Source organism: Rhizobium sp. AN68 (assembly GCF_030758035.1).
Lineage (GTDB): Bacteria > Pseudomonadota > Alphaproteobacteria > Rhizobiales > Rhizobiaceae > Agrobacterium > Agrobacterium tumefaciens.
The window spans coordinates 1817486-1841282 of the sequence record NZ_JARWMI010000002.1 but is presented as its reverse complement, the minus strand read 5'-3'; the positions used below and the strand labels follow the sequence as shown (position 1 = coordinate 1841282).

General features: G+C 53.4%; 16 protein-coding genes and 1 pseudogene. 3 read left to right on the top strand and 14 right to left on the bottom strand.

The window, feature by feature from the left end; genetic code table 11:
* Nucleotides 1-15: 15 nt before the first annotated feature.
* The 6 genes and pseudogenes from RBH71_RS11800 to RBH71_RS11775 form a co-directional block, all read right to left on the bottom strand.
* Nucleotides 16-858, bottom strand: a complete 843-nt coding sequence (locus RBH71_RS11800; protein WP_035200343.1) for a carbohydrate ABC transporter permease — start codon at nucleotides 856-858, stop codon at nucleotides 16-18.
* Nucleotides 848-1780, bottom strand: coding sequence for a carbohydrate ABC transporter permease (locus RBH71_RS11795; RefSeq protein ID WP_004431155.1), 933 nt, complete (start codon nucleotides 1778-1780; stop codon nucleotides 848-850). The genes RBH71_RS11800 and RBH71_RS11795 overlap by 11 nt, the downstream gene beginning before the upstream one ends.
* 10 nt (nucleotides 1781-1790) lie before the next feature.
* Nucleotides 1791-3061, bottom strand: a pseudogene (locus RBH71_RS11790) (ABC transporter substrate-binding protein).
* Between the two features lie 49 nt (nucleotides 3062-3110).
* Nucleotides 3111-4712, bottom strand: a complete 1602-nt coding sequence (locus RBH71_RS11785; RefSeq protein ID WP_038495277.1) for an FAD-dependent oxidoreductase — start codon at nucleotides 4710-4712, stop codon at nucleotides 3111-3113.
* Between the two features lie 5 nt (nucleotides 4713-4717).
* The gene (locus tag RBH71_RS11780; protein ID WP_025594973.1) at nucleotides 4718-5788 is read right to left on the bottom strand and encodes a LacI family DNA-binding transcriptional regulator; all 1071 of its coding nucleotides are present in this window, start codon (nucleotides 5786-5788) and stop codon (nucleotides 4718-4720) included.
* Nucleotides 5789-5999: 211 nt separating this feature from the next.
* Nucleotides 6000-6737, bottom strand: a complete 738-nt coding sequence (locus RBH71_RS11775) for a prolyl oligopeptidase family serine peptidase (protein ID WP_038495274.1) — start codon at nucleotides 6735-6737, stop codon at nucleotides 6000-6002.
* A gap of 287 nt (nucleotides 6738-7024) precedes the next feature.
* On the opposite strand from RBH71_RS11775, the gene RBH71_RS11770 reads away from it, so the two are divergent.
* From RBH71_RS11770 to RBH71_RS11760, 3 genes are all read left to right on the top strand, one after another.
* On the top strand, nucleotides 7025-9091 hold the full coding sequence (locus RBH71_RS11770; RefSeq protein WP_323687304.1) for an ATP-dependent helicase: 2067 nt from the start codon (nucleotides 7025-7027) through the stop codon (nucleotides 9089-9091).
* Nucleotides 9092-9114: 23 nt separating this feature from the next.
* Nucleotides 9115-10194 carry a DNA polymerase IV gene (dinB, locus tag RBH71_RS11765; protein ID WP_112236107.1) on the top strand — a complete coding sequence of 360 codons (1080 nt, stop codon included), beginning with the start codon at nucleotides 9115-9117 and terminating at the stop codon, nucleotides 10192-10194.
* Nucleotides 10195-10612: 418 nt separating this feature from the next.
* Nucleotides 10613-11557, top strand: a complete 945-nt coding sequence (locus RBH71_RS11760) for an FkbM family methyltransferase (RefSeq protein ID WP_065663333.1) — start codon at nucleotides 10613-10615, stop codon at nucleotides 11555-11557.
* A 236-nt stretch (nucleotides 11558-11793) separates the two neighbouring features.
* Here the strand turns inward: RBH71_RS11760 and RBH71_RS11755 are convergent, their stop codons facing one another.
* From RBH71_RS11755 to RBH71_RS11720, 8 genes are all read right to left on the bottom strand, one after another.
* Nucleotides 11794-12936 carry an acyltransferase gene (locus RBH71_RS11755; RefSeq protein ID WP_323687303.1) on the bottom strand — a complete coding sequence of 381 codons (1143 nt, stop codon included), beginning with the start codon at nucleotides 12934-12936 and terminating at the stop codon, nucleotides 11794-11796.
* Between the two features lie 187 nt (nucleotides 12937-13123).
* Nucleotides 13124-14032: a hypothetical protein gene (locus RBH71_RS11750; protein WP_111827924.1), complete on the bottom strand. Its 909-nt coding sequence runs from the start codon at nucleotides 14030-14032 to the stop codon at nucleotides 13124-13126.
* Between the two features lie 133 nt (nucleotides 14033-14165).
* Complete coding sequence (locus RBH71_RS11745) at nucleotides 14166-15089, bottom strand: class I SAM-dependent methyltransferase (protein ID WP_051365531.1); 924 nt, start codon at nucleotides 15087-15089, stop codon at nucleotides 14166-14168.
* A 162-nt stretch (nucleotides 15090-15251) separates the two neighbouring features.
* Nucleotides 15252-17372 (bottom strand): glycosyltransferase family 9 protein, encoded by a 2121-nt coding sequence (locus RBH71_RS11740; RefSeq protein WP_162695827.1) that lies wholly within the window; start codon nucleotides 17370-17372, stop codon nucleotides 15252-15254.
* A gap of 33 nt (nucleotides 17373-17405) precedes the next feature.
* Entirely contained in the window at nucleotides 17406-19082 is a 1677-nt protein-coding gene (locus RBH71_RS11735; protein WP_111803171.1) for an HAD-IIIA family hydrolase, read from the bottom strand.
* Nucleotides 19083-19238: 156 nt separating this feature from the next.
* On the bottom strand, nucleotides 19239-20225 hold the full coding sequence (gene rfaD / locus RBH71_RS11730) for an ADP-glyceromanno-heptose 6-epimerase (RefSeq protein WP_019566637.1): 987 nt from the start codon (nucleotides 20223-20225) through the stop codon (nucleotides 19239-19241).
* The gene (gene rfaE1 / locus RBH71_RS11725) at nucleotides 20225-21685 is read right to left on the bottom strand and encodes a D-glycero-beta-D-manno-heptose-7-phosphate kinase (protein WP_025594985.1); all 1461 of its coding nucleotides are present in this window, start codon (nucleotides 21683-21685) and stop codon (nucleotides 20225-20227) included. The genes rfaD and rfaE1 overlap by 1 nt, the downstream gene beginning before the upstream one ends.
* Nucleotides 21686-22085: 400 nt before the next feature.
* Entirely contained in the window at nucleotides 22086-23357 is a 1272-nt protein-coding gene (locus RBH71_RS11720; protein WP_111803172.1) for a glycosyltransferase family 4 protein, read from the bottom strand.
* Between the last annotated feature and the right edge of the window lie 440 nt (nucleotides 23358-23797).

The window sequence follows — 23797 nt, the reverse complement described above, 5'->3', positions numbered from 1 at the left end:
TCGGTTTCCGGTTCTTCAGCCCTTGAGGCCGGTATGGGCGAGGCCTTCGACAAACTGCTTCTGGGCAATCACGAAGACGATGAGCACGGGCAGCGCAGTCAGCGTCGCTGCGGCAAGCTGGATGTTCCACATCGGCCCGCCATAGGCGTCGGTATATTGCGTCAGCGCCTGCGGCAGCGTGAACATCTCGGCGCTGGAGAGAAAGACGATGGGTTCGAGGAACAGGTTCCAGGAATGCAGGAAGGTGAAGATTGCGACCGACGCCAGCGCCGGTTTGGCGAGCGGCAGCGCGATCTTGCGGAAAATCTTGAAACGCCCGAGACCGTCGACACGCGCCGCCTCTTCCAGCTCGCCCGGCAGCGTCACAAAAAACTGCCGCATGACGAAGGTGGCAAACACGCTTGGCGCCCCGAAAATCGGCACTAGGATCAGCGGCCAGTGGGTGTTGACCATGCCTGCCTTCAGGAACATCTGGAAGAGCGGCACGATCGTCACTTCGGACGGGATCAGCAGGCCAAGCAGCACGATCATGAAGATCACATTGGCGCCCGGAAACCGGATCCGTGCGAAGGCATAGCCTGCCATTGAGGAGATGATCATCGTGCCGATCGTCACCACAGCGGCAATGTAGGCGGAGTTCCAATATTGCCGCACGAAGGGCTGCAACTCGAACACCTTCGCATAGGTCGTCCAGTCGTGGCTCTGCGGTATGAGCTGCGGTGGGAAGGCGAAGATGTCGCTTATGGGCTTGATGGAGGAGGTAACCATCCACCAGGTTGGAAAGACGAAGGGGACAAGCAGCACGCACAGCAACCCGTAGAGCGCCACCTGCATGCGGGGGGAAAGGTCAGCTTTCATAAAAGACGATCCTCTTGCGCATCTGCCATTGGGCAAAGGTCAGCACGGCAACGATCAGAAACAGCAGGATGGACAGCGTCGAGCCGTAACCGAAGAAATGGAACTGGAAGGCCTGCTGATAGAGGTAGTAGACCAGCACCGTGGTCGACAGACCCGGCCCGCCCTGGGTCAAAACAGCGATCTGAGCAAAAACCTGTAACGAGCCGACAATGGTGATGATCGAGGTCAACAGGATCGTCGGGCTGATCAGCGGCAGGGTAATGCGACGGAACTGTTTGAAGGCTGGCGCGCCGTCGATGCGGGCGGCCTCGTAGAGTTCCTTCGGCACGCCCTGAAGTGCCGCCAGAAACAGGATCATGTTGAGCCCGACATTCTTGAAGACCTGTACGACGATGACCGAAATCATCGCTGTCGTCTCCTCGCGCAGCCAGTTGGGGCCTTCGATGCCGACCATCAGCAACATGCCGTTGATGCCGCCGTTCTTCTGCAGCAGGAAACCCCAGACGATCGTCCAGGCAACCAGAGACACGACGACGGGCGAGAAGAACAGCGTTCTGAATATCGCTATGCCGGCAAGCTTCTGGTTAAGCAGCACGGCAAGCAGCAGCGCCAGCGACAGGTTGAACACGACGAGGCCGGCGGAGAATATCCCGGTCGCGCCCAGCACCTCCAGAAGATTGCCGTCTTCGATGAGCATCCGGTAGTTCTGCGCACCGGTATAGGTGAAGGTATTGGCGAGCACGTTCCACTCATGCAGCGAATACCAGAACACCAGCCCGAGCGGGATCAGCACGAAGATGATGATCCCGATCAGCTGCGGGGCGATGAACAGAAAGCCAGCGAGACTGTCGCGCCGCGCGATGGTCCAGAACGCCGATGCAGGGCGATGCCGGGGACGGGTAATCTCCTGCGCGACAGCCATGGCTTTCTCCTCAGCGCTTCAGGAGCGGCGCGATCTGGCCGCAGATTTTTTGAAGCGCTCCCGCGACATCGGCCTCCGGCCGCCAGACCGCGTCGAGGTTTGAGCGCACGATCTGCTGGATCTGGGCAAAGCCGGTGTGGCCGGGCATGACCTTGCCTGTGGCGATGCCTGATATGACGACCTTTTCGATCTGTTCCTGGCTGAGCAGCGGATTGGTTTTTTCAAAACCTCCGCATTCAACAGCGACTTGCGTGCCGAGGGGAAGAACTGGCTGAGCTTTGCCGAATTTTCCGGATTGGTCATGTAAGCAACGAATTCGGCCGCCGTCTGCGCATTCTTGCCAGACTGCATGACGCCGATGCCGGCCTGCCCGATCAGCGCGTATTCACCGGCAGGTCCTTTCGGCAGCGGCACGAGGTCCCAGCCGAAAGGCTTGTCCTTCGGCAAAAGCGAGGCCCGGCTGATCTGGGTAATGGTCATCGCGGCATTACCGGCAAAGAAATCGACCGTCTCGCCGGGGCCGGGCATGGCCTTCTTGCTGAAGATGGCATCATGGATGAACGACACCGCATCCGCCATCGGCTTTTCCGACATGGTGCAGGTTGCGCCATCCGCGCTCCAGGGCGATGCGCCCCAGCCGTTCCACACGGAGGTCAGATATTGCCAGTTTTGGTAATTGAAGTCGCGGACGACAAGCCCGCCCTTGCCGGATTTCGCGACCGCCGAGGCGGTGGCGATGGCGTTTTCCCAGGTCCATTCGCCGGCAGCGATCATCTCCGCCGGGGTCTTTGCACCTGCGGCGTTGATGAGATCATTGTTGACGAAGACCGCAAAGGGCGAGGTCGAGAACGGATAGGCGAAGAGCTTTCCGTCCTGCGACCAGCGTTCCGTGGCCCCGGCGCTGACTTCGTCGAGATTGTAACCCTGTGCGGCCTTCAGCGTGTCGGTAAGCGGATAGAGCGCGCCTGACTTCACGAAATCATAGGCCGAGGTCTCGAAAATCCAGGCCATGTCAGGGGCGTTGCCACCGGCGATCTGGGTCGTCAACGCTGTGGTATAGGTGTCGAAAGGCAGGGACTCATAGGTCACGCTGACATTCGGATGGTCCTTTTTGAAGCCAGCTGCGATGTCGTTGAACAGCTTTAGATGCGCCTCGTTGGCACTCCAGATCGTCATGCGCAGCTTGACCGCATCCTGTGCCGCCGCTGCCCCTGCCAGCGCAAACGAGCCGATAAGGGCCAGCGCGCAGGCCGTGGTTTGCATTCTCCAATGACTATTCATTCCCAGTCCTCCTCCAAAGATGGGTTTGATCGAACGACAGTCCGCCGTCCTAATAGGCCGCGATATCCGGCCAGCGTATTTCGATGCCTTCGCGGGTCAGCGCCGTCTGGAAGGCATGAAGATGGTCATCGTCTTCCTGCACCTGATGCGGTGTGAGACCTTTTTCCAGGCAATAGGCCGCCAGCATTCCAGCCACTTCGCCGATATTCCATTCGACTGGATGCAGGCGGTAGCAGCCATTGGTGATATGCGTCGTGCCGATGTTCTTGCCCGCCGGAATAAGGTTCTTCACGCGCTCGGGTATGAGTGCGCCAAGCGGAATCTCGAACGGGCAGGAAGGCACATCGATATAGTTGTCGCCACCGGTCGATGGGTGCAGATCGATGCGGTACATGCCGATGCCGATGCTGTCGCGATAGCGGACAGCCCCCCTGTCACCGCGAACCGTGTAGGAAAGATCCTGTTCGACGATGCGCGTGACCGGCTTGATGCGGCGGCTTTCCCGGATATAGGGCGCCATGGCAAGGCCGTGTTCGGTGCCGGTAATATCGCCTCTGAGGCGCAGGCCGCGAAAACCCTGTCCGCCATCAAGGCGCGGCGCTTCGGTCTGCAACCAGTAAAACACCGAATAGGAAAGTTCGGCCGCCGCCTTCAGATGCCGCGCCTTTTCTTCTTCCGACACATCGATGATGGTGCCGTCCATATAGTCGATCATCGGCCAGTTCACGAGGCAGATGTCGGATTTATAAAAACCTGGCGCAAAGTTCTTGCGTGCCGCGATGCGACGGAAAATCCAGAGGTTTTCATCGCCACCGCCCTTGCGCTGGTCGGCATCAACCAGCAACGGATCGTCGTCCGGATTGGGCGTGAAGGAGCGGGTCGTGTGTTCCAGCGTGCGCGGATGCGGCGCGGTGAAACCGAGCATCGGCCCACCCCAGAAATGCGGCTGGTACTTGCGCCAGTAGTCGTAATTATCAGGCTTGTCGATCGTCTGATCGCCGTCGACATGATCGATTGCAAAGCAGATCGACACGGCCTGCACATTATCAGGCTGGGCGCTGGCCGGCGCACTGGGCTCACCCGTGTCCGATTGCGCCTCGAACCCCTTGGCATATTCCGTGCCCGTCATCGGCAACAGATCGCCAAGCTCGGTGGCATCAAGAATGTAGTCGGCGGAAATGACGATCTCCGCTCCGCTGTCGCGATGGCGCACGGTGACCGCGCGGACCCTATCGCCGTCCACATCGGCAGCAACCGGCCGATAGGGCTTGAGCACCGTCAGCCGGTCGGCGCCGATATAGGGCATAAGCATGCTTTCCATCACCGCAAGGCTGACGCGCGGCTCGGCGCAGATGCGGCTGACCCAGCCGCCACCCGGATTGAGGTCACTCCAGGAGCGGGCGCCTTCCGTCAACGGATAATGGTCGCGGTAATATTGGCGCACGCCGTTGCGTAGTGCGCGATAAGAGCGGGTGATACCGAACTGCTCGACCCAGCTATGTTCGTCCGATGGCACGGCCTGGCTGGTCAACTGACCGCCGATCCAGTCATATTCCTCGGTCATGATCACGCGCTTTCCGGCGCGTGCGGCACCGAGCGCCGCCGCCACGCCGCCAAGGCCACCACCGACCACAAGAATGTCTGCTTGCATCTCTTTCACGTCGTCTCATCCGTTTTGTTGACTGGGGACTTATCTGGGGAGGCCACTGGAGCCGGTCCCAATGTTTCACCCTTGACGGGTTGGCACTTGAGTAGAATTTGACTTCCCGGGCTGCCGGTCTCGATGCGGTTCACCAGCATTGCAGTCGCCTGCCGGCCCATCTCTTCACGGGGAATTTCATAGGATGTGAAACGCACCGGGCTGCGGCCGGCACGAATATGGCTGCCAAGCACGACCATCGAAAACACGTCGGGCACCCCAATTCCGCGCTCCCGTGCCAAAGTCTCGACGCGCACCGCATCCGCCAGTTCTATGAAAAATGCCACCGTCGCGCCGCTTTCGATGATCGCGTCGAGGATCTTTTCGGCAGGCCGGTTTACCGCCTTTATGTGCAATGCAAGCGTCGCCGCCGTGCCGAGCGCATCACTGAAACCTCGCCAGCGGTCGGCAATCGATTCCGCCGGACCCGCAGGGCCGATATAGGCGAGTTTGGAATGCCCGAGCATCATGGCATCCTCAACAAGCTGCCGTGTGCCCGCGGCATAGTCGCCGCCGACATAGGGCACGGGCCCGCCAGCATCGTCGCGTCGGCCGATCGCCACGAATGGATAATCTTCCGAGACCAGCCGGGTAAGCTCCTTGCGGTCGAATTCACGGCCCAGGACAAGGCAGCCATCGGCGATCCGGAGCCTGTTGCCCTCGGAAAAAATCTTGCGGTTGTTGCCGACGCCGGCACTGGTCAGCAGCAGAAGATCGTACGCCTGCTGTTGCGCCTCTTCCTCGATGCCCAACAGGAACGGCGTGAAGAAGTCCGCCTGTGCGCTTGGAAAAGCAGGCTCGTAGGTGAAGACGCCGAGGATGCGATTAAGCCCCTTGGCCATGCGGCGCGCGATCGGGTCCGCGACATAACCCGTCTTGCGAATGACCGCCTGTACGCGTTCGCGTGTTTCAGCCGGGATACGCGCAATCGCGGTCGGCGCGCCGTTCAGAACAAGCGATACTGTTGCCTGACTGACGCCGGCAAGCTTCGCAATATCGTTCTGAGTAAGGCGTTTATGGCTGGTCACGCAATGCCCTCCCCGACACTCGTTGACTGCTAATACGTATTAGCTGTTAATGCGTATTAGCACGACTTCCCTAATCTGTGTCAAGAGGCGAAAGACACGCTTGCGGAGAGATGTTTTGACGAAGGCTTATGATGCGGCCAGCCCGGCCTTATGACGGCCGCGCTGGGTTATGGGCTTTCATACCAGCGGTAAAATGGTGCCCGCTGCGGGTTCAGGGTGCCGAAGGCGTCTTTGCGTCGGCAAGCTTTTGCTGGAGAAGCCAGGTCCACATCGCCTCATCGCCGAGCACTTTTGCCTCCACCTCTTCATGGTTCGTATCTTCAAAAACCGTCAGCCGCACGTTGCGTTTCAGTTCCTGGAGACGCTGGACGAGGACAACAGTATCGGACAAAGGAATCACCTCGTCCCTTGAGCCGTGAAAGGCCCAGAAGGCGGTCTTTTCATTGGTGCGGTTGAGGTAATGGCGGATGCCGCCACCGGCAATTGGGACGACCGCAGCAAAAGTTTGCGGAAACTGCTCGGCCATTGACCAGGCGCCGAACCCTCCCCGGCTATATCCGATCAGATAGATACGGCTGCGGTCCACCCGATGATCCGCCACAACGGAAGCCAAGACGCTTGCGACACGTTCGATCGGATAAAGCAGTTCCTCGCTCGGATTTTGTGGCGAAAACACCATGAAAGGAAAATCACGGCCCCCTTCGATCAATTTTGGCAGACCGCTGCGGCGCAGCTTTTCGACGTCGCTCCCGCCCTGATCGCCGCCATGCAGCCAGATCACGAGAGGATAGGTTTTGTCCGAACCGGCATAGTCTTTGGGCGTATAAAGCAGATAATTGATATCCGACGCGATCGTGGCGTCAGACCTCATGGCCTTCTGCTCGGCAAAGGCAAATGTCGATGTGGCCAGTGCCGCAACAGCGATCAGGCATAGTTTCAGATGCTTCATGCTTTTGTTCTCCCAACAAACACGTCTTCCAAGACGCGACTGGTGAACTCATCAGCCGCCGGGTTGGTTCAGTGGTTTGAAAAGCATGCCGGTCAACACGCCATGCGGAACCCGATTGAGGCTGCGAATATCGATCAGCCAGGTTTGTCCACCGCAGTGTGGAGGACAGAGACATGCGTTCATTATTTGTTCTGGCCTGCTGTTTGAGTTTTTGCTAATCATTGCAACAAGAGTGCTTTTGAAAAATGCCGTCGTCGTGCGGATAGGCAAATATCAAGGATGCAGGCATGGCGGTTGCCTATCTGGACAAACTGAACGAGCAGCAACGCAAGGCCGTGGAACATGGCGTTGGGCCTTCAGGCGGACACACGGCTGGACCGTTGCTGATTATCGCCGGTGCCGGTTCCGGCAAGACCAATACGCTGGCGCACCGGGTGGCGCATCTGATCGTCAATGGCGCCGATCCTCGCCGTATCCTGCTGATGACGTTTTCACGGCGTGCCGCCTCCGAAATGTCGCGCCGTGTCGAGCGTATCTGCAAGCAGGTCATCGGCGCTAACGCCGGAGCCCTCACGGATGCGATGGCCTGGTCCGGCACGTTTCACGGGATCGGCGCGCGCCTCTTGCGAATCTATGCGGAACAGATTGGACTGGACGTGGATTTCACGATCCACGACCGCGAAGACAGCGCTGATCTGATGAACCTTGCCCGACACGAACTGGGTTTCTCCAAGACCGAGAGCCGTTTTCCGACAAAGGGCACCTGCCTTGCGATCTATTCGCGCGCCGTCAATTCACAAACGCCGCTGAAAGAAATCCTGCGCCAGCACTATCCATGGGTGTCCAGCTGGGAAGAAGAGCTCAAGCAATTATTCGCCGCCTATGTCGAGGCCAAGCAGGCCCAGAACGTTCTCGATTACGACGACCTTCTGCTCTACTGGGCCCAGATGGTCAGCGATCCCGACCTTGCAGGCGATATCGGCAATCGTTTCGACCACGTGATGGTCGACGAATATCAGGATACCAACCGGCTGCAGGCCGCGGTGCTGATGGCACTGAAGCCGGGCGGTCGCGGGTTGACCGTGGTGGGTGACGATGCCCAGCCGATCTATTCGTTCCGGGCAGCAACGGTGCGCAATATCCTTGATTTTCCGGCGTCTTTCAGCCCGGCTGCCGATATTATCACCCTTGATCGCAACTATCGCTCGACACAGCCGATACTGGCTGCCGCCAATGGTGTCATCGACCTTGCCCGTGAGCGATTCACCAAAAACCTCTGGACCGAACGACAGTCGCTCGAGCGACCGAAGCTCGTGACAGTAAAAAGCGAAACCGAGCAGGCGAACTTCATTATTGACCAGGTGCTGGCCAATCGTGAGACCGGCATGACGCTGAAGCAACAGGCCGTGCTGTTTCGCACCTCCAGTCATAGCGGGCCGCTTGAAGTTGAACTTACACGCCGCAATATTCCCTTCGTCAAATTTGGCGGCCTGAAGTTTCTCGACAGTGCCCATGTAAAGGACATGCTGGCGGTATTGCGTTTCGCGCAAAACCCGCGCGACCGCGTCGCAGGTTTCAGGCTACTTCAGATGCTGCCGGGTATCGGGCCGAAGAAAGCCGGCAATATTCTCGATACGATAGCGGCAGACCCGGAACCTCTGCTCGCCCTTGCCGAAATTCCGTCGCCACCCAAAACCGGTGATGACTGGGTATCCTTCGTGCAGTTGCTGGCGAACCTGCGAAAATCGCAAGGCGGCTGGCCATCAGATATCGAGCAGGCGCGTCTCTGGTACGAGCCCCACCTCGAACGCATCCATGAGGATGCCGAGACGCGGAAGGCCGATTTGCTGCAACTCGAGCAGATTGCCGGCGGCTATCCTTCCCGCGAACGCTTCCTCACCGAACTGACGCTCGACCCGCCGGACGCCACCAGCGATCAGGCAGGCGTGCCGCTGCTCGATGAGGATTACCTGACGCTTTCAACCATTCATTCGGCAAAAGGCCAGGAATGGCGCTCCGTCTTTATCCTGAACGTGGTCGATGGCTGCATACCCTCCGATCTGGGCGTCGGCTCCACCCATGAAGTAGAGGAGGAACGCCGGCTGCTCTATGTCGCCATGACCCGCGCCAAGGACAGTCTGTCACTGATAACCCCGCAACGGTTCTTCACCCATGGCCAGAACGCGCAGGGCGACCGGCATGTCTATGCCGCTAGAACCCGCTTCATACCGGCAACTTTGCTGCAGTTCTTTGAAACGGCCACCTGGCCGCTGGTTTCGGCTGCGGCCTCCGAGCGCAGCGCGCAGCAGATCCGAATCGATGTAGGCGCGCGGATGCGGGCGATGTGGAAATAGGGAAGATCGTACAGGCTGGAACGATGGATAACACGGCTGTTCGAAAGATCATCCATATCGACATGGATGCCTTTTATGCATCGGTGGAGCAACGCGACAACCCCACACTTCGCGGCCTGCCGGTCGCCGTCGGCGGATCGGCCGCACGAGGCGTGGTGGCTGCGGCAAGTTACGAGGCGAGAACTTTCGGCGTCCATTCAGCCATGCCGTCCGTCACTGCCAAACGGAAATGCCCGGATCTGATCTTCGTACCGCCACGCTTCGAGGTATACCGGCAGGTGTCGCAACAGATACGCGAGATATTTGCCGAATATACCCCTCTGATCGAGCCGCTATCGCTCGACGAAGCCTATCTCGATGTCACCGAAAACCTGAAAGGCATGGAGATCGCCACCGAAATTGCGCTGGAGATCCGCGCAAAAATCAAGGCGGTCACCAGCCTCAATGCATCTGCCGGCATCTCCTACAACAAGTTTCTGGCCAAGATGGCAAGCGACCTGAACAAACCGAATGGCCAGGCCGTCATTACGCCGAAGAATGGGCCTGGCTTTGTTGAAGCCCTGGCCGTCAAGAAATTCCATGGCGTAGGACCCGCCACGGCCGAGCGGATGAAACGGCACGGCATCGAAACAGGACTCGATCTCAAGTCGAAATCACTCGGTTTTCTGCAACAGCATTTCGGGAAGTCCGGCCCTTATTTCTACAACATCGCCCGCGGCATCGATGAACGGCAGGTCAAGCCCGATCGCATCCGCAAATCTGTCGGCGCAGAAGACACATTCGTGGAGGATATCGACGATCTCAATCTGGCGAAGGCGGAGCTTGGCCCTTTGGCTCAGAAAGTCTGGCGTTATTGCGAGGCCCACGACATCACGGGAAAGACGGTGACCGTGAAAATCAAATATTCGGATTTCAGCCAGGCGACACGCAGCAAAACAGTGTCGGGAGCCGTGTCTGACCTCGCAACGATCCAGGAGATGTCAGAGAGCCTGCTTGCCTCCGTCTTTCCATTCAAACGTCCGGTAAGGCTGTTGGGGATTACCCTTTCCTCGCTGAGCACCGAAGAGAGTGAAGAGGAAGCGCAGCTCGCGCTTGGCCTGTAATGCCCCTGTCCCGAAAACGAAAGAGCCCGCCGCGGGAGGAGGTGCGGCAGGCTTTCCGAAATTTCGAACAACGGCTGGGAGGAGGAGTGCCATTGTTCACAAGACAACCCTTGGGAGGAGGATAGGGTCATCTCAATCCGAAGCTTTGCGGGAGGAGGTGCATCGCTTCGATGAAAACAAGATACCCGGTTTTACCGCATATTAAATAGGCTTTTATGCAGCGCAGCCATGCAAGAAACGCACGACGTCATCTGGCAACGCGTGCTGAGAGGCCATCAGCAGCAGCACTTCGTCAAAATGGATGCCCTCCACGAGATTAGAGCATTCGAATAGTCTCAAAAATGTGTTGGATAAAAATCTGTAAGAAATTAACTTTGCAACTCCGCTCCTGTCGACGGGCCGTACGAAAGAAACTGAAATGAGTGAATGGTCGAATAAAGAATATGTAAATTGGATTTATAAAACGCTCTTGCATAGGGACGCGGACGAAAGCGGGCTGGATCATTTTTCCAACCGTTTGGAGTCAGGGGAGGACTTGAAGAATATTGTCGAAAGCATTCTCGCAGGCGACGAATACAAAGCAAAAATGCGAGCAGAGGAAGTCGATCCTTTGCAAATTTCTCAAAGACAGCGTCGACGATTGACTATTGTGGATGTCGGCGCCCGTCTGCTTGCAACAGAGGATCACATCTACGCGCCATTGACAAAAGGTACTCTCGATTGGCGTGCCATCGGTTTTGAGCCACAAAAGCACCGCATAGAGGAACGGGCAGCAGCAGAACCAGACCCCAGACTAGTTTTGATTGAAGCGTTTATCGGGGATGGCAAAGAAGCGCTGTTCCATACTGTTAATGACGATGGCAGCTCTTCCCTGCTTGATCTCAATCTGAAGTTCAACGCAGATTTTGATGATATAGGCGACATGCGTGTTGTATCGACTGACGTTGTTAAAACTTCCACTCTAGATGAAGCTTTAGCTGGAGAGCCACACATCGACTTTTTAAAATTCGACATACAGGGCTTCGAGGGTCGCGCACTGTCGGGCGCAAAAGATGTATTGCAGAAAACCAACGTCGTGCACTGCGAAGTTTTTTTCGGCCCCATGTATCACGAGACGGCATTTTTCCGGGATATAGATCATATCCTTTCAGAAGCAGGATTTGAATTTATCGACTTTTCGCACTTGAATAGATACGAGTACACATCGGTGCCGTTCAAGACCGCCAAGCGCGAGAGACTGATATGGGGCGATGCCGTCTTCTTTCGCAAGGACGTGAATAACGCTGATGATCGCATCGCCCAGGCTTTGATAGCGAGTATGATTTACAAGAAACATGGCCTGGCGCAAACGCTTCTTCGCTGAGGATCAGTCGCCGTAAATGCATAGACAGAAAGACCGTCGACGATGATGGTCTTTCTCTATCTGCACAACCCAGGCCAAGGATGGTCTCCGATCAGCAACTGACCGCAACAACATGGTGGAAACCTGGCTGACGACTATGGTCGGCGTGCCTGCGCGTACGAAAAATATGAAATTCGGATCCAGGTCAGTATGCTACCCCTGAGCATCAAGCTCATCCAAAAATTTCCTAAGAATAGTCACATGCTCTTAGAGCCAATCTGACGCCCAATCGGTAGTTTTTGCATGTAACGATTATCTATACGATTGTATATTCTTTTGCCAAGGCGCTGGGATGGCTTCTCTATCCAGATATAAGTACAGTAAGACAATAAGAATGTTGCCAGACTTACCACCAAAAGTGAGAGATATACAGAAATCTTTCCACGCAGTGATTGACCATAATTATCAAGGTAATAGATCCCCGCATACATGACGGGGCCATGCATCAGATATATGGAATAACTAATTCTGCCGGTAAACGACAAAAACGCCGATTTAATTTTGAAGAAATGAATGGAAAAGAAAAATACGGCGAAGGCTGCAAAATAAGAGCCATATAAACGGGGCACCATATCTGGCTCAGCGTGCGTTCTGACGTAGGCTTCATTGAAGCCTGCCATTGGGAACACAAATAGCCATCCAATTGCTACGATCCAGTAGGCAAGCTCTGCAAATCCTTGTAGCCCCTGCTTTTCAAAACGAGCGCGCGCCAAGGCGCCCCAGAACATGAAGCCCAACAGCATGGGATATTCGCCGAGCTTGCCTTCAAACATTTGAAATTTATGAAGATATTCACGATCTATGAAAGTAGCCGTCAGGACAAGCGCAAGCAGCGCCAAGACATTGGGGTTCTTTACACCCTTCAACAGGAAAAGCGCCAAGCACATTCCATAGAAAACCAGCTCGACAGCGAGAGTCCAGTAGGCTCCGTTTATAGGCTCAACGGAGAAAAGATCCGGCACCATTGTCGCGTTGAGAAAGATATCTGTCGTACCAGGATACTTGCCGGATGCCCATTGCTGGGCGATGAGGGCGAAGAGCAACGAGAGCCAAAAGAGCGGAAATAGCCTGAAAAATCGAGACAATAAAAATTTCACGCTCCCGTCAAATCTTCCTCCCGACAAGCTACCTGGTATCACGAATCCACTTATTATAAAGAAGATCGTAACACCCATCCGACCGAAATCGAACTGATGCGCGATTTCTGCGATCCATCTGCCTCCGGCCTTGCCCTGTTGCGCGAAGCCGACATAAAGCTCGGAAATGTGAATTATCAAAACAAGAAGCACCGCGATGCCGCGAAGAACGTCTATGAACTGATATCTCTCGGACTCTCTCACTCACTGTCCTCTCGATCGAGCATTTTATCCGGCAAGGGCTGCCACGATATCAGGCTCATAAAGGACGTTGGATATGAGAACAAGCTTACAAGTCCCCTATTATCTCCCGTAGCCGCGTAACACACCGCATCCAGCAATGGGTAAAACACGTCAAGATTGAAGGAACTGGCCGTACTAAAGGTAGATATCAGCGTAATGCGTGGGGGTTGCCACGGTTTCCGCGGGCGAAACGATAGCGCGGTGGCTGATAGTGAAACTCTGCCGTGTACGGAGACAAAAACTTGTCCTCCAGACAATCATCTGAAACAAAATAGGCATTCACTCCGATAATGTCGCACCCGACAAGCGACATGGCCTTGCTGCGACCAATCAACTCCATAGTCTTTAAGGAGCCGCCAAATAGGTTGGTTCCATCCCAAAGCGAATTTGGATCATAAGGCACTTCGTATTCGATACTTGGGTGGATGTGCGCATTGTACTCAATACATGCAGCTCGGGCGCTAATCGGTATCGCTTTCCATACGTGTGAGGTATTTTGATCGATATCGACGCTCATAAAATCGACTTCCGCGCCTATGCCAGTGCCTTCCAGAATCCCCGATATGTTTTCAGCGGCGACAAACGCTTGCTCTACAATAAGCCGTCCGTCTCTAATCTCATTGGCAAATTTCTCTCTAATCTCAGCCACGTGACGGGAGCTTCCTTCGATCCACACACCTCGCCACCCCATTTCGAGCAGAAACCTGGTCGTATTTTGATTGCCGTTCTCAGTGCCCAATTCTATGAACGTTTTATGCATCACACCTATTCTGGCAAAAATTTCAGCGATCGCAGAATCTTCATAAGTCTGGGAAAAAACGTGAGCGTTATGTTTGGCAACAAATTTCTCGCCATACCTGCGAAGTAGAGCTTCGCAAAGCATATCTTCGTAATAAATAGCTGAAAGCTCTTTATTTATGAACGCGTTTTCATTTGCTTGCCTTATCCATTCGGCAATTTCTTTTAGATTAACGTCCGACAGGGCTGTATTGTCACCGGCATTGAAGACTTTCCGCCATCTCTTTAGGATTGAGGTTCGAAGCCTGCTGATGTTCATATTTTAAGACCCTAAACCAACGTCCAATGAGAGAACTAGGCCGATTTTGCTTGCGCCAGGCGCGGCCTGGTTTCGAAACTGACAACTTCCAGAAACCTATCGATTACAGATATGTCTCCGATGTAACCGAAGCCTATCGCTGAGACCGGATTTTCTTTTTCAAGCGATCCCACATGGCCGACAGACCACGTCGTTCCAGTTTCTCCCGGAAAAACCTCACTTCTGCCTTCAGACGCTCAATCTCGTCTCTATTCTGTTCATTGTGCGTTTTCAGATCAGCCAATTCCATCTCATTCCGATGGGTTTTATCTATGAAATCGTCGATGACCCGATAACTATATGGATTACTGTCTGGATATGTTTTGCGTACAAACTCCAGAAACCCGGTCGAGGTCGCGCCTTCCTTGGGCTTGCGCCCGAGCACAGCATAATCGGGGAAGAGTTCCATCATTTCCAAGAATGCGGCTGCTGACCCTGTTTGATAACGGAGATTCGGCTGATTTATGCCGATACATGTTGCCTCGGAGAAGCCATAGAACTCGACGACAAATTCGAGATACTTAGGAGGCAACGGGTGAACATGGGTTGGATCCGAGTAAAAGCGGTTCGAACCGACAAGTATGTTTTCAGGATTGGGAGTCTCGAAGATCACGAGGCCACCGGGCCGCACTACGCGATGCGCATGCTTGACAAAGTCGTGCAGCACATCTGGCGGGAGGTGTTCCACGATGTGAAACCCGGTTATCAAAGTCACACTATTGTCTGGCTGGCTCGCAATATGGCTAAGACAATCACCAACCTCGACAGTTAAACCATCCGCCTGAGCAGGAGAAAGCATATCGTCGTTTGAGTCGACGCCCAAAACCTGCCAGGAGCGCTCGGACAGCAAACGTAGCCACTCGCCACGCCCGCATCCATAATCAATCGCATTCCTGGGGAGTAGCTCCAGCTCTAAAAGCTCGATGGTCTGATTGTAGATTTCCAGACGTCCACGAATTTCGCTTCGACTGCCCCTGTGCCTGTTTTCAAACTCATAATAGAAACCTTTTTCGATCACAGGAGGCACCTTCCATCTCGCAACAACACAGTTCAGCCTCGACACGCATTGGCTTGCGAATTCGTGACGCCAGAATCTCTATATGTTCGTGTACATTGAAGGCAAGTCACTATGAGACCGACCGTGACACTGCAAACAAACTTCCTTACACACTAGTAGCAATCATTCAGCATCATGCGCCGACAATGTGTTTCTAATCGTATCAATGACCACGTCGACAGATATTCCAGTCATGCATTTGTGAGCGGCAACACAATCTTCGATGCGCGCTATATGGCAGGGCGAACAGGCTAGCGGTTTTCTGACGATCGCAACAGACCTTCCCATTGGTTGCCATATATTGTGATCGGCAACACCGCTGAACACGACAACAGTTGGTACGCCTATTAACGCCGCAAGATGGGTGGCACCGGTATCTGTGCCGACAAAAATCTGCGCATTGGAGATGACCGAAGCAAGGTCGACTAAGGGGAGATTGGCGATCAAATCCAACCCCATGCCCTCTGGGATCGCGTTAAATATCGCATCGCGATATTCAGATTCCGCATTACCACCGACAACGACTATCTTGAAATCGTCTTCCGATACAAGCCTGCGCGCAAGCTCCGCAAACTTCGAAGGAGCCCATTTCTTGGCCAATGTCCCTCCGCCGGGAGCAATGACCACATATCGAGAGCCGACGAAGGGATTATTGAAGCTTCCACTCGCTATCAATGCAGAGGTCGCGTCGGAGCTGTCAAATCCCTTTAAAGTGTTGACGACATGGCTACTCAGCAACATGAGACGATGGATGTTATGCGCGTTTTGATACAGTCCGCGGGGAACCTCCATCGGCGGCAATGAAATATTGAGGGGCATGAAATGTTTGTCAAAGCCCTGAAAGCCTGCCTTTACGGCGGCCTGAATAAACATCAGAAGCGGCCTTGTATCCGGGTCATGCCTCAGATCGATAGCCAAATCGTAGCGATCTGGTACTAGCCTTTTTATGTTCGCGTAGTTTTCAAGTTGGGCTTTCTGAACATCCTGCGAGAGTTCCGCAGAGAATTTATATTCGATTACTGAATCGAAATAGCCGCTCGCCCTGGCCAGATCACCATTCGTCGGCGAACAGACCAACGTGACCTCCGCATCAGGCCACGCTCTTTTCAGCACATCGACGGCGGGAAGCGACAGAAAGAAATCACCTATATGATCAAGCTTCAGAATAAGTATCTTAGGTTTTTGACCAAAAGGGGTTAGCCCATAGGTAGTTCTATTCTCGACCACAACGCCATTTTCAGGCGCCGAAGGAGAACGAAGAGGCTCTAAATCAGGCGCCTGACTTGTATGTTTTTTTTTTCGTTTTGCCTTAGCTTTTTTTATTAGCGACAGCACCAGACCGGCGAAAAGAGACCATGGATAGGTAATCGGTAAAAATAGGGATGTCTGTTTTCTGAGCGCCAGAACACGCCGCTCAGTTTTCAAAAGGCGGCGAGACGCGTCCTTTGCGGAAACAGCGGTTTCGGACAGAGACGCTATCATCGCTTCCGCCGTGCTTGCTTGGGCCTGCAATGTATAATGCATCTGCCAGATGTCCGAGAGATCGTGATCTGCCATCTTGGCCCCATCCGTGGCTTGGGGCGACCCGATAGTGAACTGCAAATTCTCGGATTGCGTTACGGCCCGAATGTCGTCGATTGCTCTTCTAACTTCTCTGATAAAAGAGTTCTCGACGTCAAAGTCACGACAGACAACGATCGTTAAGTAAGTTGAGCCGGATATACGGCCTTCAGGCTTCGCGTGCCCATCGTTGCCGCCAGAATAAGGCATCAATATTTTTGCTAGAATACGTAAGTTGAACGTGTCTAGAACATAGCGCCAGCGATGCAGCGCTTCGTCTATGTCGCTTCCAGCAGTTTGTCGATCTAATTTCAGTTCAAATATCAACAAACCGTTTGGCAAAAGACTGCGCTCGACATCGCTCACGCACTTGTGGATGTTTTCGAGGCTATCGAGTGTCGACGAGCGCTTAAAAAATATGTCGAACTGCAGCGTCGCTGGAGAAGTTTCCGCCTTCTCGGATGAGCTTCCCCCACCCGATACAAGCGACCACATCTGGGGATTTATCCCAGAAAACTCCACGCCATCCACGCCATCAACGCGGACAGTGCACAATCCGCTTTTGCTCGCTTCGACGGCTTGGAAGATTGGTAAATAGTGAGTGCCGGCAGAGGTCTGTGTTTCCCTCCATTTCGCGTAAGCGTCTTGGTAATTCGAGAATTCAGTGCCGTTCAAATTAAGCAACCGCGTACTTTCCATAACATCACAACCAAGACGTTAGAGTTTTTTGCTTGAAACAAAATCAAACAAGTTTTTTCCGGAGAACAACGCGCCTTGAATACCGGCTGCAACAGCAGCCTCAACATCCGACACCTTGTCGCCGATGAGAACGCTGCGCTCCCGATTCACGTTCCATCGCATGATGATATCTTCTATCATTCCCGGAGAGGGTTTTCTCCAATAGTGATCACCCCGGTATTTTTCGATCGTGGCATTCTCGTGGAAAGGACAGAGGCGTTCATCGTCAATAGATGCGCCTTGTTCGTGAAGCAACTTCCCAATATGAGCCCGCAAAATAATATAGTCGAGATCATCGTAATAACCGCGACCGATGCCAGACTGGTTTGTTACGACAAATACCCGATATCCCCGGTCTCTGAAAGAACTTATAACTTCCGCTGCCCCAGGGATAAGTCGGACGTCCTCAATCTTACCTGGATATCCCGTGTCTTCGATAATCACGCCATCTCGATCTAAAAAAAGCGCGGGTACGCTTTCGGTATAAGGCTGCAGCAATCTGTGCATTTCTTCGACAGCGCAGACGATATGATAAAGAGACGACGCGGGCGCATGCTCCTCGACTGCGGTACCATCTTCGTGAAAACGATCCACCCAAAGGCCGGGTAGAACTCCCTTGAAAAAACCCTGCAATGCACCGGCCGCCTCAGCAACCTTTGCGTATGCCACTTCTCTATCTTCGAGAGTTATCGCCGTCTCGGCCATCATAAGCCAAGCTTTGATCCGCTCAGTCTGTGGCCACAGACGAAATGCTTTGTCGTTGAGTGTCAGATCAAAATTCAGACCATTGCGCGCAAGACCACGGGATTCATCGACACCTTTTTCGCCAATCTCCACGAGTTTGCGCGCAGCGATAAGAGCGTCTTTCCGCCCTACCATCTTACCCCATCGCGTGAGCAACCATGCCCATTCGAATTGGTGCCCCGGCTCGATTGGCACCAGGGTGTGGTGCTGCATTACCGACCAGTCGTGATTATAATATTCACGAAGAGCCCCGTTTTCAGGCGAGATAAATGCCGACAGGCACAATTCGCCTATTTCATTGAGGCACGACAGCCAGCGTTCAGGCTTTTTTACCGAAGGATTTTCCATCCATGCAAGAAACGCCTCAAAGAGATGCATATGCGGATTGGAACGCAGAGGCACGATAGGCGGCGCGGCCTCTTCAAAACCTGAGGCCGGATGCTTCCAACCTGCGATCATCGCCTCGAGACAATGCAGCGCGGCTTCGGCAATGGCGTCCTCGTTTTCAAGCGTGTCAGCTGCATAGCTCAGACCGAACAACGCAAAGGCATGGTCATATAGATCGAATGACGTATTCCTGACCCCACTCGCCAAATCGACCGTGGTAATCAGGGAACCGTCCGCATTAAAACAGTGCTGTTGAAGAAAGTCCCATCCGTGCTGAACCACCCCTTCAGCATCGCCGGCCCAACCCATTCTCTTAGCCGCAGAAAAGCTATAGATCTGACGGCAAACGACCCGCGTTCTTCTCGCCACTTCAACGGCAGCACCGCTTCTATCGATTTTTTCGAAAAAGCCACCACTCACATCATCTCGCCCAACCGAGGACCATAGTGGAAGCGCCGCTTCGAAAAGCCATTTTTTGAGTTTCAGATACTCATTCTGAGCGGATTCGAAGCCCGGCTGTGTCATCAAGAATTATCCTTAACCAGACTGGTTTGGCTGACATGAGTGATAGCTATCCGAATCCGTTTTCGAAGGACGCCATTCAGCGGTTGCGATTTTGAGGGTGTTCAATCCAGCTTTATGTGAGCGCATACAGTCTTTTCGCATCAATTATGCCTACTGCTAGCGATATCTGTCTTCGCGGCTTAGATACGAATTGATGTAATCGTCAAGCCCTTCTTCAAGCGATGATTGGGGGCCGTTATATCCGATTGACGCGACTTTCGACATATTTGCCTCGGTAAAGTACTGATATTTACCGCGGATCGCCTCCGGCATTTCAATGAAATTAATATTCAGCTTCTTGCCGAGAAGATCGCCCATGACATGAACGATGTCTGCAAAAGATCGTGCCTTGCCAGATCCACAATTAAAGATCCCGCTATATTTCTGATTGTTCAAAAGCCACAAGATGAACGATGTGCAATCTTTCACATATACGAAATCCCGACGCTGTTCTCCATGTTCGATATCAGGTCGATAAGACTTGAACAGGGATACCTCGTTGGTGGCCTGCACGACGTCAAAGAGTTTGCAGGCGACACTGCGCATATCATCCTTATGATATTCATTTGGCCCGTAAACATTGAAAAATTTTAGGCCAGCCCACTGCGGAGGGGCATTCTCACCACGCGCAACACGTTCGATGAAAATATCATCGGTCGTCTTTTTGCTCCAGCCATAGGCATTCAGCGGTGCAAGAGAGGCGCGTGCCGATGCAGCCTCGTCGTCATCAAACCCCTCCTCGATGCCGCCATAGGTCGCAGCGGAAGACGCGTAAATGAAAGGAACGCCATGCTCAGCACACCAGTCCCACAACATTACAGAATAGTTGATGTTCAGTTCGATCAGTCTGTCTACATCAGCTTCCGTGGTGGCGGAAATCGCGCCCATATGTATGACGGCTTTCACATCCACTTTAATGCTGCGAAGATAGTCGGGCAGTCCTTCGGGTGACACATAAGCTGCGATGTTACGCTTAGCGAGATTGCGCCACTTATCGCCACGGCCAAACCAGTCAACGACGGTAATCGGCCCCAGACCCGCCGCCTCCAAATCAGCGACAATGTTGGACCCGATAAATCCAGCAGCTCCGGTTACAATATACATCAAACTGCCTCTTTTTTACTGCGCGCAATCGTCGCCGTCGTGCTTTTTCCGGGCACTATTTCGAATGTAACGACCTTGCCGCCATCCGCCATCACGACATCCGCACCAACAATGTTGTCGATCGTATAGTCCGCCCCCTTAACCAGCACATTCGGGCGTATCGTCTTAATGAGTTCAAGCGGTGTGTCTTCGTCAAACACCACAACCGCGTCGACGAAAGCCAATGCGCCCAGAAGTTCGGCGCGATCCAGTTCGGTATTTATCGGTCTCGATGGACCTTTAAGCCGTTTTACCGAGCTATCTGCATTAACGCCAACGATCAGACGATCGCAATTATCCCTCGCAAACTGCAAAAGCCTGATGTGGCCAACGTGCAGGATATCGAAGCAACCGTTCGTAAAGCCGACCTTCAGATTATCGCCCCGCCAATCCTCTGCCAGCGCCTGAACATCTTGCCTGTCAAAAAGCTTGTCCGAAGGGCTGACTTCCCCCGACGAGGTGTCGTGAGACAAGGCATCTCGGAGTTCGGCAGCAGAAACAGTTGCCGTGCCTTTTTTACCAACCACGATGCCAGCAGCTGCATTTGCAATCCGTGCTGCATCGGCACGTGAAGTTTGCGAGCCCAGGCCAACGGCGAGCGTCGCAATTACCGTGTCGCCGGCACCAACGACATCGAACACTTCTTTAGCTTCCGTGCGAATATGGAAAGGCGGATGGCCTCGCTCAACAAGGGTCATCCCTTTTTCCGCTCGCGTTATGAGGACCGCCTCGATGTCGAAGCGCGACAAGATCAACTCGCCAGCCAATTCAGCTTCCTCATCGGTATCCGGCCATACACCCGTTACGGCCTGCGTTTCCTTTTGATTGGGTGTTACAATCGCGGAACCTGCATAGCGGGTAAAATCAGACGTTTTTGGATCGATAATGACCGGTTTTCCCTCAGTCCGGCACGCAGCAATAATTGCTTTCACAACCCTTTCGCTTAACAGACCTTTGGCATAGTCCGACAAAATGACAACGCTGTGAGATGAGATCAAGGAAAGCGCAGTAGAGATGACACGATCCTCTTCCTCGTGGGAAATCGGAGAGGCATCCTCAAAATCAACGCGCAACATTTGCTGGCCGTGACCGAGGAAACGCGTCTTGATAGTTGTCGGGCGCTCATCCAATGTCACGAAGGGCGCCGAAACGCCATGGACATTGTTCAGCAACTCAAGCAGTTTGCTGCCATTGTTGTCTTTGCCCACCGCTCCCAGCAATGTACAACTTGCTCCAAGAGAAGATATGTTGCGCGCGACGTTAGCTGCGCCACCGGCAAAATATTCCTCTGATCGCGCGCACATAACCGGGACCGGGCCTTCCGGGGAAATGCGGCCGACATCGCCGGAAATAAAGCAGTCCAGCATTACATCGCCAATGCAGAGAACCTTAACTTCAGAAAATCTCAAATAGTCCAACATCACCAGTTATTCATCCTGTCGCTGTCCTACACGTGAGCCACAACACACGCAAAACGGAATGCCCAATTCAACTGCTCTGCAAATTGCAGAACTGCCATCGCCCCCGAGACGATTCAACTGAATCGAATTAGCTGCCCAATGTGCCCCAATTGCGCTTAAGACATTTAAAAGGGCATGATTATCACAATTTTTAAAGCTACCCTTCAACCTCGATGAATCGAACATTTGCTTGTCGTAAATGAAAATTTACAAAAGCAAAAGGCCAACCATATTGGCCGTCACGCCTAAAAAACCATCAGGAACATCGAAAAAACGGTCGACCATATGCCTTGGAAAACAATATCCCCGGGCAGCATTGCATTTAAACGGGTCTGATAATTCTTGAGCATATTTGCCTGTATCAAGAGCGTACGGGTTTGATTGCCTCAAGAATTCCTTGCGCAACATCTTTCCAGGTCCGCATTTGTGGACGGGAAAGCGCGATAGTTTTTTTCCATTCCGAATATTCAGCAGGATTTTCCAGAAGATTCTGAAGCTGACCCGCTAGTTCTTCCGGTCTTTCTGGATCGAAATAGCGCGCCAAATCTCCCCCTGCCTCTCGGAGTGCAGGAACATCTGCAGCCAGAGCCGGCGTTCCACACCACAATGCTTCACTTACCGGCAGACCCCAGCCTTCCATTCGACTGGGCAAAAGAAGCGCATAAGCCTTTTCATACAGCGCGCGCAATTCCGCCTGGTTGGGATTGAAAACGAAATGAAACTTTCCGGATAGCGGCGCAAATTTCTCTTTTTTAAGAAATTTTTCCACTCTTTTACGCCGCGCACCCGCCAAGACGAGTTCAGGCACCTGAATGCCCCGTTGATGCAAGGAGAGCATCGCTTCGACGACGCACTCAAGGTTTTTCCGTCCGTTGTAGATACCCACGCATAAGAGATATGGCTTTTCCGGGCCATGTTTATCAACCGGCTCGTTAGTCGGGCGCAATTCATGACATAAGGGAACGGCAACAACAGATGACACGGCCGGCAAAATCCCGGCTTCCGAAAAATGCCGGACTTCTGACGCGGTAAACTCCGAGTTGGTCAGAACCATTGTCGCAGCCGTGATCGCAACCTGATTGTCATAAATAAAGTTTCTCGGGAACGAAAACTGATTTCGATGGGTGAAATCATGCAAGGGGATCATGTCGTGAAGAAGCGGGATGAAAATCGGCTTGGTGCCATTTTCAGCGAGAGCCATCAGATAGTCTGACATTATCTTCGGACGCCCAAGCGCAATCAGGATTTGCCCGTCGAGGTCTACATCCTTAACCGCCCCAACGGGAACGGTAGCCCAGCGCTTCCTGTTGCGATGCTGAACGATCTTGTGCAGAATCCGGTAAAGCGCGTTTTTAATGGCGTTTTTATCATATAAATTTTGACGAAGGCGCAAAGGCGTTGCCGAAGAAGGAATATTCGGATCAAGTACGCCCGTTGGAGACGCATCGCCTACGCGTGGGAAAACCTCAAGGAAACGCCGATGCAACGGTGAGTATATGACGTATCGAATGGACGCATCAAGCTTTGTAAGCTCGTATGCAACTTCCATTACGGTTCGCGCTATACCGTAATATTTGAATTTCACACCGGAATTCAAATACAGTTCTGATAAATCAAAAAATACATCGGACATTCACTGACCTGCCTGCTTTGAACTGGCCCGACGACGGTCATCGGGGATGCAACTAAAAATTCTCCTGCAATCAGTGAATGGGATAATGCACCGTTCACCAATAAGCCAGAACGTTTCAGGCGAGAGCTTTCGCGACTTCGCGTCGATATAGATTTTAGCCAGCCAGCTTGTCAATCACGCAGCCGGTCAAACGCCCGGAGCCACATTACGGTTGGAAAAATGCCGCACTTGGAATTGCCAGCGCCTTGTAGACGTACATTGCGGGTTCGTCAGGCGCAGTTCCTCCCAATCTGTTGCTCTGAGTAACGATATTCGCTCATCCTTACTTATCTTCCGGTCACGCCTTTTCATGGCCGCATCAACGCTCAATGTTGACACTTTAGATCGCTAGGCTTATTGGCGTGGTCTCAAATCAGTCGGGCTCTTTACCTACCAGAGCC

Excerpts from the sequence above, each read along its gene's own strand:
- RBH71_RS11800 (WP_035200343.1), bottom strand. The coding sequence starts at position 858 with ATGAAAGCTGACCTTTCCCCCCGCATGCAGGTGGCGCTCTACGGGTTG.
- RBH71_RS11795 (WP_004431155.1), bottom strand. The coding sequence starts at position 1,780 with ATGGCTGTCGCGCAGGAGATTACCCGTCCCCGGCATCGCCCTGCATCG.
- RBH71_RS11785 (WP_038495277.1), bottom strand. The coding sequence starts at position 4,712 with ATGCAAGCAGACATTCTTGTGGTCGGTGGTGGCCTTGGCGGCGTGGCG.
- RBH71_RS11775 (WP_038495274.1), bottom strand. The coding sequence starts at position 6,737 with ATGAAGCATCTGAAACTATGCCTGATCGCTGTTGCGGCACTGGCCACA.
- RBH71_RS11770 (WP_323687304.1), top strand. The coding sequence starts at position 7,025 with ATGGCGGTTGCCTATCTGGACAAACTGAACGAGCAGCAACGCAAGGCC.
- dinB (WP_112236107.1), top strand. The coding sequence starts at position 9,115 with ATGGATAACACGGCTGTTCGAAAGATCATCCATATCGACATGGATGCC.
- RBH71_RS11760 (WP_065663333.1), top strand. The coding sequence starts at position 10,613 with ATGAGTGAATGGTCGAATAAAGAATATGTAAATTGGATTTATAAAACG.
- RBH71_RS11750 (WP_111827924.1), bottom strand. The coding sequence starts at position 14,032 with ATGAACATCAGCAGGCTTCGAACCTCAATCCTAAAGAGATGGCGGAAA.
- RBH71_RS11735 (WP_111803171.1), bottom strand. The coding sequence starts at position 19,082 with ATGACACAGCCGGGCTTCGAATCCGCTCAGAATGAGTATCTGAAACTC.
- rfaD (WP_019566637.1), bottom strand. The coding sequence starts at position 20,225 with ATGTATATTGTAACCGGAGCTGCTGGATTTATCGGGTCCAACATTGTC.
- rfaE1 (WP_025594985.1), bottom strand. The coding sequence starts at position 21,685 with ATGTTGGACTATTTGAGATTTTCTGAAGTTAAGGTTCTCTGCATTGGC.
- RBH71_RS11720 (WP_111803172.1), bottom strand. The coding sequence starts at position 23,357 with ATGTCCGATGTATTTTTTGATTTATCAGAACTGTATTTGAATTCCGGT.